Annotated in this window: 9 protein-coding genes and 1 pseudogene; 2 read left to right on the forward strand and 8 right to left on the reverse strand. The window is 58.7% G+C overall.

The features are described from left to right. Positions 1–222: 222 nt before the first annotated feature. From PMI03_RS13670 to PMI03_RS13685, 4 genes and pseudogenes are all read right to left on the reverse strand, one after another. Positions 223–922 (reverse strand): annotated as a pseudogene (locus tag PMI03_RS13670) (IS6 family transposase). A gap of 181 nt (positions 923–1,103) precedes the next feature. Then, the gene (locus PMI03_RS13675; RefSeq protein ID WP_007694105.1) at positions 1,104–1,976 is read right to left on the reverse strand and encodes a DUF3313 domain-containing protein; all 873 of its coding nucleotides are present in this window, start codon (positions 1,974–1,976) and stop codon (positions 1,104–1,106) included. 86 nt (positions 1,977–2,062) lie between these two features. Then, positions 2,063–5,164, reverse strand: coding sequence for an efflux RND transporter permease subunit (locus PMI03_RS13680; RefSeq protein WP_007694106.1), 3,102 nt, complete (start codon positions 5,162–5,164; stop codon positions 2,063–2,065). Continuing rightward, on the reverse strand, positions 5,161–6,237 hold the full coding sequence (locus PMI03_RS13685) for an efflux RND transporter periplasmic adaptor subunit (RefSeq protein WP_007694107.1): 1,077 nt from the start codon (positions 6,235–6,237) through the stop codon (positions 5,161–5,163). The genes PMI03_RS13680 and PMI03_RS13685 overlap by 4 nt, the downstream gene beginning before the upstream one ends. Before the next feature lie 246 nt (positions 6,238–6,483). Here PMI03_RS13685 and PMI03_RS13690 point away from each other — a divergent pair, with 246 nt between their 5' ends. Further along, on the forward strand, positions 6,484–7,209 hold the full coding sequence (locus PMI03_RS13690) for a response regulator (protein WP_174053292.1): 726 nt from the start codon (positions 6,484–6,486) through the stop codon (positions 7,207–7,209). Continuing rightward, positions 7,202–8,524 (forward strand): ATP-binding protein, encoded by a 1,323-nt coding sequence (locus tag PMI03_RS13695; protein ID WP_007694113.1) that lies wholly within the window; start codon positions 7,202–7,204, stop codon positions 8,522–8,524. The genes PMI03_RS13690 and PMI03_RS13695 overlap by 8 nt, the downstream gene beginning before the upstream one ends. A 115-nt stretch (positions 8,525–8,639) precedes the next feature. On the opposite strand, the gene PMI03_RS13700 is transcribed toward PMI03_RS13695, so the two are convergent. Genes PMI03_RS13700 through PMI03_RS13715 form a run of 4 tightly spaced genes read right to left on the reverse strand, consistent with a single transcriptional unit; the run spans position 8,640 to position 13,637 of the window. Beyond that, on the reverse strand, positions 8,640–10,391 hold the full coding sequence (locus PMI03_RS13700; protein WP_007694116.1) for a biotin carboxylase N-terminal domain-containing protein: 1,752 nt from the start codon (positions 10,389–10,391) through the stop codon (positions 8,640–8,642). Between the two features lie 41 nt (positions 10,392–10,432). Beyond that, positions 10,433–12,034, reverse strand: coding sequence for a 5-oxoprolinase/urea amidolyase family protein (locus PMI03_RS13705; RefSeq protein ID WP_007694118.1), 1,602 nt, complete (start codon positions 12,032–12,034; stop codon positions 10,433–10,435). 7 nt (positions 12,035–12,041) lie between these two features. Continuing rightward, positions 12,042–12,848, reverse strand: a complete 807-nt coding sequence (locus tag PMI03_RS13710; protein ID WP_007694120.1) for a putative hydro-lyase — start codon at positions 12,846–12,848, stop codon at positions 12,042–12,044. Positions 12,849–12,872: 24 nt separating this feature from the next. Continuing rightward, positions 12,873–13,637 carry a LamB/YcsF family protein gene (locus tag PMI03_RS13715; RefSeq protein WP_007694121.1) on the reverse strand — a complete coding sequence of 255 codons (765 nt, stop codon included), beginning with the start codon at positions 13,635–13,637 and terminating at the stop codon, positions 12,873–12,875. Positions 13,638–13,647 lie beyond the last annotated feature (10 nt).

The following is a 13,647-nucleotide window of genomic DNA, read 5'->3' on the forward strand; positions in this document are numbered from 1 at the left end:
CGCTCCTTAATGTGACAGTGCCGATGCGACGCTTGCAGGTTTGCTGGTGCTTGATCACAGCCGAAAAACCGGCGCTGCCGTCGTTGATGCTGCCCGTGCTGCAAATGAACTCCGAATGGGTGATAGACGATGAGCGAATTTGATCTTGTCATCAGGAGCGGCACGGGTATCGTAAACTTAAGGATCACCAGACAAGAGCGGATGACGGGTTTCTGCGGTCTGTCATGCCCGGGCGATTTTAGCCCATAGGTCCATTGCAGCGGCGCGCAGCTCGCGATAATGGCTGGAGGTGATGTCATGGCGTGGGATGTGGAACAGGTTGGCAATCGGATCGTGGATGGAGACGAAGCGTTGAGTTGCCTCGTGACTTGAAGCGTTTCATGATCCGCTCTCGTCGCCGGACCGGCTGGTGAGAATTCTCTGCCCGATTGTTGAGGCCTTTGTGAGATCGGTGTTCGACACCTGGCATGATCTCCTTCTTCGCAGCGTCATAAGACCGAAGCTTGTTGGTGATCATCACCCGTGGCGAACGGCCTTGCCCCTTCAACAGCTTGCGCATCAGACGCTTGGCTGCCTTGGCGTTGCGGCGGCTTTGCACCAGAACATCGAGAACGAAACCGTCCTGATCGACGGCGCGCCACAGCCAATGCTTCTTCCCACGGATCGAAACGACGGTTTCGTCGAGATGCCATTTGTCGCCGTGCCGCCGAGATGAGCGCTGGCGGATCTCGTTAGCGAAGGTTCGCCCGAATTTCTCCGCCCACAGTCGGATCGTCTGATGCGAAACAACGACCCCACGGGCCGCCGGCATGTCCTCGACCATCCGCAGGCTCAGCGGAAAGCGGAAGTAAAGCCACACCGCGTGGGCGATGATTTCGGCTGAAAAGCGATGACGGCGGTAGATAGGGTCACGATCTGTCATGCCCCATCATCGCTCATCAAATTCCAAACTCCGTTAAGTTTACGATACCGTTTCGGCCTATCGACGAGCACAGGAAAATACACCTCAGTTGGTGTTTGAGCCCTCGCCTACGATTGCATAGCAAAGAGAGAAATTATTGGATTTCTTGCTCATCGCTTTTCCTTTCTCGACTGCAGCGCTGCTAGCGTTTGGCCGCACGATCGGTCCACGATGGCGGAGCTCCAACAACACCAGCCAATACCCCACCGATTCCCGGTGCCCTTCCAAACGCTTCGCAGGCAGCGTTCTTTGGCTTGCCCCCCAACTGCGATTTCAGCTTTTGTCCTGACGGCAATGATAGATTCAGGCCCGACGCCTTGCGGCCTTTCACCAGCATCTCTGAGAATTGCGCTGCAAATGTCGACGCAAGCCCATAAGCGTCGCCAACTTCCGAGACACGCGCTCCGTTCGTTATCGAATTTGCGCCACGCGACCAGACGATGGCTGCCCTTTGTACGCCATTTCCGTCTAAGGCTTCCGCCTCGACAGCAAGACCACCAAGACCGATTGGAAGCCGGGGTACGCCGAGAGGAAGAACAACGGATGTTCCTATTGTTGCGACGGTAGATAGGCCTGCGGCGGTTTTGCTGGTCGGCACGATGTCTGTGATCACCGCCTGGACGGTGATATCAGCCGGCTCGCCTGGACCGACGACACGGTATTTGTCGCTGAGGTCAATGCACAATGCCCGGTCAAGGGCGTTCGAGACTAGTTTGTCATTCCCGGCATCGTGTATCCTCGAATATGCAAGTGGTGACAATTTGGTGGGAGTGATGGCGACGGAGGTTGCGGCCAACAGAGCGGGTGTGTCCAAAAAGGTGCGTGATTTGCTCAGGCGACCTTCGACCGGGCCGAGATTGCTATAGGACTTTAATGATCCTGATTCAGTCAGCGGCACTGAACTGCAACTGCCTAAGCCAAGGGCCAGGACGAGGGGGGCGATTTTTAAAGCCGGATGCACAGATGCGGACCTCACCATGTGATTGAAGCCAGGTCCAGCAAGAAAATGTTTCATAAAATGTCTGCCTTTTGTCCATGATCTGTCGTTTTGCGGAGACTTATCGGCGGCACCATGCGCCTGCCGGCGCACGGTGCCGGTATTCAAATCTGTTTCTGTTTTTTGAACGAAACTGCTGGTTCGGGCCGTCTGCTTTCAGCGGCAAGCAGCAACGACATTGCGCAAGGCAGAAGAGTCAGGGTCAACACGGTTGCCACCGCGAGACCGCCGATGATGGCAAAAGCCATTGGCCCCCAGAAAATCTCGGAGGCGATGGGGATCATCCCGAGAATTGCGGCGCAGGCCGTCAGAACGATGGGGCGGGCGCGATGGATCGAGGCGGCGGTGATGGCCTCCTTTGGCGATTGACCAAGCGCGACGTTCTGATCGATCTCCTGAATGAGGATGACCGCATTGCGAATGATCATCCCGGACAGAGCGATGACACCGAGCTGGGCGACGAAGCCCATGGGCGTGCCGGTGGGCAACATCGCCCCGACCACGCCAATGAGACCAAAGGGTGCCATGAGCAAAGCCAGTGCCATTCTGGAAAAGCTCTGCAGCTGGATCATCAGGAGGGCCGCAATAACGAAGAGCATCACGGGGATGACGGCGAAGATTGATGAGTTTCCTTTCTCGGCCTCTTCGGTAACGCCGCCTGCAATGATGGAATAGCCCATGGGAAGCTCTGCCCGCAAAGCGTCAAGCTGTTCATTGACCTGTCCCGCGACAGTCGCCGCCAGCGCCCCTTTTTGTACGTCGGCCTGGACGATGATCATCGGTTTTCCCTGCTGCCGCCAGATGATCGGGTCTTCCATGCCGTAGGTAATTGTCGCGACCTGGCGAAGCGGTACGTATTTTCCGTCGCCGGTTCGCAGTTCAAGATTGCCGATTGCCGATACCGATGTGCGGTCGGTTTCCGTGCCCTTGACCATCACGTCGACGAGCTTGTCCTGGTCCCGAACCGTTGTCACTTTCGAGCCGGAGAAGATCGAGGCGATCTCGCTGGCGATCGACTCCGAGCTCATGCCCAGAGCGCGAGCCTCGATCTGATTGACTATGATCGTAACGGTCTTTTGCGGCTCGCCGGCGGTGAGATTGACGTCACTGGTCTCGGGATTCTTGCCAATAACGGAAGCGACCTTCGCCGACAGAGTGCGAACCTCCTGATAGTCGGGACCGGAAACCCGGAACTTCAGCGGCCACCCGACAGGGGGGCCGAGTTCGAGAGGCGAAACGCGCGTGACCAGATCTGAAAATCGCTCATTGAGCACGGCTTCAATTTTGCGGCGGACGGCCTCGCGTTTCTCGACGCTTCTGGCGACGACAACGGTCTCGGTAACATTGTCATTATCGAGCTGGAGATCCATCGGCAGGTAGAAGCGGATGGATCCCGAGCCGACATAGGTGGTGAAATGATCGATGTTGTGATCGGTCCGCAGGATCGCTTCCAGTTCGCGGGCGCGGATGTCGGTGGCGGCCCGCGATGCGTTTTGCGGGAGTGTAAGGCTGACCAGAAGCTCCGGTCGGTCGGAGGCTGGAAAGAATTGCTCCTTCAGATGACCGAGGCCAAAGACAGATAAGGAAAGTGCCGCGATCGCACAGAAGACTGTTACCCAGCGATGCTGAAGGTTCCAGCGAAGCACTTTGCGATAAGTGGATATGACAGCGCCTCTTTTTTTATGCGCGTGGGCGAGGCTGTGCGGCAGTATCCATGTGCCGAGGATCGGTGAAAACAGCACCGCGACGATCCAGGACGACGAAAGCGCGATGAGGACCACCATGAAAAGGGAGAATGTGTATTCTCCTGCACTCGAGGCGGCAAAGCCCACGGGAATGAACCCGGCGATCATCACAAGCGTGCCTGTCAGCATTGGAAACGCAGTGGTGTCATAGGCATGGGTCGCTGCGACCAGGCGAGACTTACCCTTTTCCAGGCAGGAGATCATGCTTTCCACGGTGATCATGGCGTCATCGACCAGAAGGCCCAAAGCGATGATCAAGGCACCCAGCGAAATGCGCTGAAGTCCGATGCCTGTCAGCTCCATGCCAAGAAATGTCAGTGCGAGGACGAGCGGTATGGATGCCGTGATGACCAGGCCGGCCCTCGTTCCCAATGACACGAAGGAAACGGCAAGCACGATGACAATCGCTTCGATCAGCACCTTCGTGAAGCCGTCGACGGCGTCCTCGACAACCGTCGACTGATCCGCAACCTGGATCATGTCGATCCCGTTGGGGAGCTTGGAGGCGATTGCGTGCATACGCTCCTTCAGGGCTTTGCCGAAGGCGAGGAGGTTTCCATCCTTTGCCATCGAGACGGCAAGGGCAATCACCTCCTTACCATTGACGCGTACTGAAGCTGCGGGCGGATCAACGATGGTTCTTGAGATCGTCGCGATGGAGTCGAGCCTGAAATACCGGCTGCCGAGCTTCAAGGTTACATCTTTCAGATTATCCTCGGAGGCGAAGGCTCCACTGACCCGCACGGAGATCTTTTCTTCGGTCGTCTGGACTGTCCCAACCGGATTGACGGCGTTCTGGGCGCGGATGGCTTCGATGGCGGCGGACGGATCGATGCCAAGGCTTGCAAGCTTGCTCGGCGAGAATTCGACAACGATCTGCTCTTCCTGGGCGCCGAGGACGTTTACTTTGCCGATGTCGGGCAGCGGCAGGATTTCCGCGCGGATCGTTTCGACCCGATCGCGCAGCTCACGCTGGGTGAAACCATCGGCGTGGAAGGCATAAATGCTGCCATAGGTGTCGCCGAATTCGTCGTCAAAGAAGGGCCCCTGCACGCCCTCAGGCAATGTCGAGGCGATGTCCGACATCTTCTTGCGAACCGTGTACCAGACGCCATCAACCTCAGCCGGTGGCGTGTCGTCCCGCAGGTTCACCATGATCACCGATTGACCAGGCCTCGTGTAGCTTTGCGTATAGTCGAGATGCGGGGTTTCCGAGAGCTTCTTCTCTAGCTTGTCGGTCAGCAAATTGACGGTGTCCGCAGCGCTTGCTCCCGGCCAGCGTGCCCCGACAACCATGGTCTTGATCGTGAAGGGTGGATCTTCGTTGCGCGATAGCTTCTGATAGCTCAGGAGGCCCGCGACGACTGTCGCAAGCATCAGGAAGATAACCAGGGACTGGTGATCGAGGGCCCACTTCGACAAATTGAAGCGGGTACCGACGTGGTGCGGCTGTTCGCTCATGGGCGTGCATCCTTCGCGATCGTAACTGCCTCGCCATCGTGCAACTTGCTCACGCCTGCCGTCGCGACGATGTCGCCATCCGCCAGACCGTCAGAAATGAACATGTTGTTTTCGGCGTAGCGCTCGATCTTGACTAAGCGGGCCTGTAGCGTCTTCGTCTCTGGCGCATAGATGAAAACCGCCTGGTCCTGACCCCGACTGGTCAGCGCTGAGGCTGGTACCTTGAAGATACGCTTTGGCGAGAGGATCACCTTGCCGGTGACCGCAGCTCCCATCGGAACCCCGTCCACGGTGCCTTCCAGCATGACTTTGACACGGTAGGTTCGCGTTGCCGCGTCGGCGGAAGGCGTAACTTCACGAACCTTTCCCTTGGTAACAAGGGCTGGATTGGAGATCAGGCTGACCTCGACTTCAGTGTCATCCAGCTTCTCGCTTAGCATCTGTTCCGGGACGTCGAAGACGGCGTCCAGTTCGGTATTCGAACTGAGCGTCAGGATCGTTTGCCCTGTGGTCACGACCTGCCCCTCATTGACGGATACCCCAGAAATGATGCCATCTCGTCCCGCCTTCAGGTCTGTGTAGGAGAGGGTCTGTTCGGCGCTCGCAAGCGCTGCGGCGGCGACCTCAAGCTTTGACTTTGCAGCCTGAAGATTGGCATCGCTTTGCTGAACCTGCGCTCGCGATACCGCGTTCTTTGCAAGGAGTTCCCAGTTGCGTGCCGCGGTGATATCCGCCAGCGCCACGTCCGACTTTGCCGCATCCACTTGCGCGGACGCGGACGAGACGTTGATCGAGGACGGTGTCTTCTCCACTCTCGCCAGGATATCGCCTTTCTTCACGGTCGATCCGTTCTCGACGCGAAAAACGAGCAGCCCGTCAAGCCTGAAGCTCATCGGTGTTTCATAACGCGGCTGGATCGTGCCGGTTTGGCTAAAGGTTTCGCCGAGAACCTCCGACTTGACTGTCACTACCTTGACAGCGCGTGACGTCTTCTCAGGTGTTGTCTCGTCAGAACAGGCGGTTAAAAACATTGCAAACGCGCCTGCTGTGCAGACGAGCATTCGGCTAAGCATGAGCACTCCAGTGTTTGCTGGCGTGCCTCTTGGTTGAGAGAGGCAAGCGGATTGAACCGCCGTTCTCTCCCACGCCGGTTGTCGGACGTGTGTTGCATCGTGTTAAGATTTGTTTCAGGCACCCCGCCAATTCGCTTCGCTAGCAACAAAACTTAATATTATGCCGCCCGAAGCCATGCGCGATTATGGTACGGGAAGGAATAGAAGGCGGGAGGTGACCGACCTATGGACCATAGTGGACGAGTGATGTCAGAGGCGCCGAAGATCCTGATTGTAGAAGATGATGCGCAAATCGCCGGTATGGTTCGGGATAGTCTCAGCGAGCAGGGAATGCTCATCGAGGTCGCAGCCGATAGCGCTGTCATGGACACGAAGATGCGTGCTCTCGACTTCGATCTTGTCGTTCTGGACGTCATGCTGCCAGGGGAAGATGGATTCAGTATTTGCCGCCGGCTTCGCGCGAGTAGTGATATCCCGATCTTGATGCTGACCTCGGTGAGTAGCGATATTGACCGTGTCGTCGGATTGGAGATCGGTGCGGATGACTATGTCACGAAACCCTTTGTGCTCAGAGAGCTGACCGCTCGTATCAAGGGTTTGCTTCGACGCTCCAAACTCGCGTCCGTCCGCCCTGATAGCCAGCGAAAGCGCTTGTTCCGCTTCGATGGATGGCGGGTCGATCCAATCCGCCGTCAGGTTCATGACCCCAGCCACGCTCGTGTCTCGATGACGACCCACGAGTTCGACCTGTTGCTGGCATTCTGTCAAAACCCTGGTCGTGTGCTCACCAGGGAGCAGCTGCTTGCAGTCACGCATGCAGGGTTAGCGGGTCCCATAGAACGCAGCATCGATGTTCATATCAGTCGGCTGAGACAGAAGATCGAGGTCGACCCCCGAGATCCCGTGCTTTTGAAAACTGTCCGTTTGGGTGGCTACATCTTCACCGCCATTGTGGAAGAGGTCGATGGCTAAGAATGTCTTGAGTGGCCCGAAGACCCTCAGGGGCCAGATCACCGTTATCATTCTTGTTGCGCTGGTAACCGTTATCGTCACCGGCAGGGCACTAGAGAATTATGCAAAGAACGCTTACGCTGTCCCCAATCTGGAAAACGTTGCAGAACAAGCCAGGACGATCGCTCGCCTTTTGGCGCAAGCGTCTCCGGCAGAACGCGCGTCTATCCTGGAGAACGCTCAGCGCGCTGGACTGGACGTGTCGCTCGCACCCATATCGCTGGCCGACAAATTTAGAGTGTCTCCCGAAATGCAAGACATGGCTGGGATGGGCATTGACTTTCTGTTTCCGCCGGACGGGGAGCCTCCTCTTGGTGGCTGGCGCGCCTTTCTAGATGACCGTCGCGTCATTGCCGAAAGGGTCGACGATCAAACGATGGTCATGTTCTTCGGCGTTCCGGATACCATCCTGACAAACGCGTTTCTCACCCAAGGTTCGTATTATTTCATCGCGGTCATTGTGTTGATTGCTTTCTTCTTCATCTTTGCGATCAGGGCAGTTACGGAGCCGATAAAAAGGATATCCGAAGCCGCAATGGATTCCGACATCAATAACAGCTCCCAGATTTTCGCCGAGCGCGGCACGGTTGAGATCGTATCGCTTGCCCGCGCGCTCAATGGCATGCGGAACCGCATTCGTCTGATGGTCGATGGTCGGACAAGGATGCTCAGGGGCATCAGCCACGATGTTCGAACACCTCTGACCAGGCTCAGGTTGCGGACAGAGCGCATGCAGGACGGGGCTTTGCGGGAGGCGTTGCTTGTCGACATCGACCATATCGACAGCCTCCTTGCCGAAAGCCTGAACTATCTGCGCGACGAATACGCCACCGAAGAGGTGGAACGTGTTGATGTCGCAAGCATTCTACAAACCGTTTGCAGCGACTTCTCCGACGTCGGATTTGAAGTGAAGTATGAAGGGCCGAACAAGTTTATCGCGAATTGTCGTCCCCTTTCGATTACCCGAGCGGTAACAAACCTATGCGATAACGCCGTGAAGTTTGCGACGACAGTGACAGTTCAACTGCAGCGCAACGAAGCTGGCTTTTCGATCTCTGTGACGGACGATGGGCCAGGGATATCAGAGGATCTGCGAGAGAAGGTGTTTGAGCCCTTTTTCAAGGGGGATCAATCGCGCAACGTGCAAACTGGTTTCGGTCTTGGGTTGTCCATTGTCGCTGATATCGCGCATTCTCACCATGGGAGTGTGACGTTGCTACCTCACCAACCTCACGGTCTCATCGTGCGAATAATGGTTCCGCGGCTAATGATCTAAACTGCCGGAAAACTCCAATCAAAAATGGTCCAGTTTTTGGGCATCAGAGCAGAGTGTATCAGTTTTTCTGTGTCCCATGGTCCAGCCCGAGGGGTTCACTCCACTCCTCGAAATATTATGCGTCGCTGCTGACTGCCGCTGGGACCTCGAAGGACGCGATCTCGGCTCCGGCATGCAGAAAGGCGCCAGCCTCCGCCTTGAAACGGACCCTGCCGGCCTGCGGCGCCACCACCTGGGTTTCCATCTTCATGGCTTCCATGACGGCAATCAGATCGCCGGCTGCGACCTCAGCACCATCTTCGATCTTGAAGGCCTGCAACGTACCCGAAATCGGTGCGGTAATGCTCGAGGGGTCGTGTGCCGCAATAGCTGAAACCGGAGCAGCAGTGGTCGGCAAGCTCCCCAAGCTGGCGAGAAGCGCAGATGGGATGCCGAGCTCGTGGCGTCTGCCGTCTATCTCGACATGGGTGCGGATGAGCGTGTTGTCAGGGGCCGGCGCTGGCCGGGCTTCCGCATCGAGACGGGCGGCGAAGTCCGTCTCGATCCAGCGCGTATGCACCTTGAAGCCATCCTCGCCAGTGAAGTCGCGGCTTTCCATCGCCGCGCGGTGGAAGGGCAGCACGGTCGCAATGCCTTCGATCCTGAACTCGCTCAAGGCGCGCCGGGCACGAGCCAGCGCCTGCTCGCGGGTGGCACCGGTGACGATCAGCTTGGCCATGAGGGAATCGAACGTGCCCGGCACAGTCGAACCGGAAACCACACCGCTGTCGAGACGGATACCGGGGCCTGACGGGGCGTCGAAGCGTGTGATCGTGCCCGGTGTCGGCAGGAAGCCGCGACCCGGATCTTCGGCATTGATACGGAATTCGATCGAATGGCCACGCGGGGCCGGTGTCTCGGTGATGCGCAACGGTAGCCCGTCAGCGATGCGGAACTGTTCGATGACGAGGTCGATGCCAGTCGTCTCCTCCGTGACGGGATGCTCGACCTGCAGACGGGTGTTGACCTCAAGGAAGGAGATCGTGCCGTCAACGCCGAGCAGGAATTCGACCGTGCCGGCGCCGGAATAGCCGGCGGCAGCGCAGATACGCTTGGCCGCGTCATGGATCTGCTGCCGTTGGGCATCCGAGAGGAAGGGCGCAGGCGCCTCTTCGACAAGCTTCTGGTTGCGTCGTTGCAGCGAGCAATCGCGCGTACCGAGAACCAGAACATTGCCGTGTTTGTCGGCCAGAATCTGCGCCTCGATATGGCGCGGACGGTCGAGGAAACGTTCGAGGAAACATTCACCACGGCCGAAGGCGGCTTTGGCTTCGCGCACGGCCGACTCGTAGAGTTCAGCGACCTCTTCCATCTTCCAGGCAACCTTCAACCCACGGCCACCGCCACCATGGGCGGCTTTTATGGCGACCGGCAGGCCATGCTGTTCGGCAAAGGCAATCACTTCGGCGGCTGTCTCGACGGGGCCGTCGCTGCCGGCGACGAGCGGCGCGCCGACGCTGGCTGCGATCCGACGTGCCTCGACCTTATCGCCGAGCGCCTCGATAACGTGCGGATCGGGGCCGATCCAGATCATTCCGGCTTCCTGCACGGTGCGGGCAAATTCGGCCCGTTCAGACAGGAAGCCATAACCCGGATGGACGGCGTCAGCGCCACTGCGTTTGGCAATGGCGATCAGCTTTTCAATGTCGAGATAGGTCTCGGCCGGCCGGCTTCCCCTCAGCCCATGGGCCTCGTCGGCCATCGTGACAAATGGCGCATCCATGTCCGGATCGGCATAGACGGCAACCGATTTCAGGCCGTGATCGCGGCAGGCGCGGATGATGCGGACGGCGATTTCACCACGATTGGCGATCAGCACTTTTTTCATTGACGTTTCCTCACTGTTTTTCTCGCTCGGCGTCGCTCGTCTCAGACCTTGGCGGGCTTGATATCGGCGAAATCTCTCACGGGTCTGAAGCGTATCTGGGCATTGACCGGGATCTGTCCGGCGAGATCGAGATGATGTTCGGCAACCGTTCCGATGACCGGATAGCCGCCGGTCAAAGGATGGTCGGCGAGGAAGAGTACCGGTTGACCACTGTGCGGCACCTGAATAGCGCCGGTCGCAGTTCCCTCACTCGGCAGTTCCGTCTTGTTCTTGCGCTCGAGCGCTGTTTCACCGGAAAGTCGGATGCCGACGCGATTTGACTGCGGTGTCACATGAAAAAGCTGATTGGATAGGGCCGCGATGCCGGCTTCGGTGAACCAGTCACTGCGTGGTCCCATGATCACATCAAGCGTCACGACTTCGCCGGAGGCCGGATGAGCGAAGGTGGGCGCCTCGGTGAGCGAGACGCTGTTGAGGTCCGATGCCTCGCTGTTGATAGTCAGAACCATGCCCGCGGTCACTGGATCAGGCCCGACCACGGCGAGCGTATCGGTCGAGGCGCTGCCGAGCACCGGCTTCACACGAAAGCCGCCACGAACGGACAGATAGCTGCGCATGCCCTTCGGCGCCTGTCCAAGGGTCACGACATCGCCGGCCTCGAGTGAGACTGGCTGATAGGTTTCGGCGGCAAACATACGGCCCGACGCGTCACGGATGCTGATCGGGCAGGGAGCGCCCGTCACGCCGAAAACAGCACGGCCCGATACCTCGAAGGAGAAGCCACCGAGGATGATTTCGAGACAGGCTGTGCCGGCAGGATTGCCGACAAGGCGATTGGCGGCTTTCAGGGCGCCTTGATCGAGCGCACCGGAAGACGATACGCCCTGGCCGGTCTGGCCGAAACGGCCGAGATCCTGAAACAGCGCTGGCATGGGGGCGAGCAACACTTTCAGCGTCAGGGTATCGGTTTCTGCTTGGTCAGATGCGGAGGTTGCTGCCTTTGCCGGTGTGGTTGAAACAGCGACCGATTTTTTAGCAAGATCGAAAAAACGAACCCGGTAACCGGGCTGGAACAGCGCCGGCGGATCGCGTGACAGATCCCACATCTTTGTCGTCGTCGTGCCGATGATCTGCCAGCCGCCGGGACTCGCTTGTGGGTAGACGCCGGAAAAGGCACCGGCGAGCGCGACCGAACCCGCCGGAATTTTTGTCCGCGGGCTCTGCCGGCGTGGCACCTGCAGGGCGATATCGCCGCCGACAAGATAGCCGAACCCCGGAGCAAAACCACAAAAGGCGACGGTAAAGGTGCTCTCTGTGTGGCGGCGGACGACCTCTTCGACCGAAAGACCGGTGAGTTCGGCCACGTCGGAAAGATCCTCTCCGTCATATTGCACGGGAATTTCCACCAGCACGTCCGAAGGCGCAATGCGGGCAGAAAGATCGCGCGTGGCGATATTGGCCGTCAGCGCCTCTGCAGTCAACTTTTCCGGACGAAACCGGATCATCAGGGTGCGGGCGGCGGGCACCATATCTACGATGCCATCCACGGGCTCTGCTTCGAGAGAGGCAAACAGCGCCAGCGTCTCGTCAAGATCGGCGAGTTCGACCAGGATAACCGTCAGGCTGACAGGCAGGAAACGCATCGGAACCTCAGGCGTGATAGGCTGAATCGGGAATATTGGTGATGAACATATGCCCCGGCGCATGGGTTATGGCAAAGGGTACGCCGGACGCCATGACGGCTGCCTGTGGAGTGACGCCGCAGGCCCAGAAAACGGGGATCTCACCGGGCTCGATGCGCACCGGATCGCCGAACTCTGGCTTAGCCAGATCCTTGATGCCGATCTCTTCAGGTGCGCCGATGTGCACGGGCGCGCCGTGCACCGCCGGAAAGCGGCCCGAAATGGTGGCGGCATCCGCCACACGCGATGCCGGGATCGGCCGCATCGAGACGACCATATTCCCGCGCAGACGTCCCGCCGGGCGGCAGGCCTTGTTGGTCAGGTACATCGGCACATTGGACCTGTCGGTGATATGGCGGATTTCGATACCTGCCTCAACCATCGGCGTTTCGAAGGTGAAACTGCAACCGATCAGGAAACTGACGAGGTCTGGATGTTCGCCCCAAGCCGCGGTTGCATCCGTGGTTTCTTCAGCCAGTTTGCCGTCACGCCAGACGCGGTAGAGCGGCAAATCCTTGCGCAGGTCGGCCCCCGGTGCCAGAAGTGTTGTATGCGAGCCTGGATCCGAAACGTCGAGAACCGGGCAGGCCCTCGGATTGCGTTGCGCATAGAGGAGGAAGTCGAAGGCCCAGTCGCGGGGCAACACGATCATGTTGGCCTGGGTGAAACCGGGGGCGATGCCTGAGGTCGGCTCAACGGTGCCTGCGCGATAGCGCGCGCGGGCCGTGCGCGCCGCTTCGACATTGACATGGCGAAGATGGTCTAGGGCGATCATGATGTTCCTCCCGTGGATGCCTGATCAGGCGGATAGGAATGAGCGGACGGTGATGCCGTCGGCTTTGAAGGCGCGACGAATTTCCTGAGCGATGACAACAGCACCGGGGCTGTCGCCATGAACGCAGATCGATTGCGCGTCGATCCTGATGGTTGAACCGTCGATAGCCTCCAGCGTGCCCTTGTTGGCAAGCTGCAGCATACGCTGGGCAATGAGTTGCGTATCATGCAGGACCGCACCCGCGTCGCGGCGCGACACAAGCTGGCCATCCGCCGTGTAGGCGCGATCGGCGAAAGCTTCGGCGACGACCTGAAGGCCTGACTTCCGCGCGAGTTCCAAGATGGGTGCGCCGGCCAATCCCATCAGCACCAGCGAGGGGTCCACGGCCTTGATGCCGTCGATGACCGCCTGACCCTGTTTTGGGTCATGGGCGATGCGATTATAGAGCGCGCCATGCGGCTTGACGTAGCCGACAGTGACGCCGGCTGCGGTGGCAATGCCTTTCAGCGCGCCGATCTGGTAAATGACGTCGGCGATCAGTTCGTCGTGTGTGACGTCCATGTCGCGCCGGCCGAAGCCGACGCGATCCGGGTATGAGACATGCGCGCCGATCGAAACACCTTTCTCGGCGGCAGCCTTGACGGTCTTCCAGATGCCCAGGGAATCGCCGGCGTGGAAGCCGCAGGCGACATTGGCGCTGGAGACAACGGCAAGCATCGCCGTGTCATCGCCCATGGCCCAGGCGCCATAGCTTTCACCGAGGTCGCTGTTCAGATCGATGGCTATCATGACAATTCTC

It is taken from the genome of Rhizobium sp. AP16, from assembly GCF_000281735.1.
Taxonomy (GTDB): domain Bacteria; phylum Pseudomonadota; class Alphaproteobacteria; order Rhizobiales; family Rhizobiaceae; genus Rhizobium; species Rhizobium rhizogenes.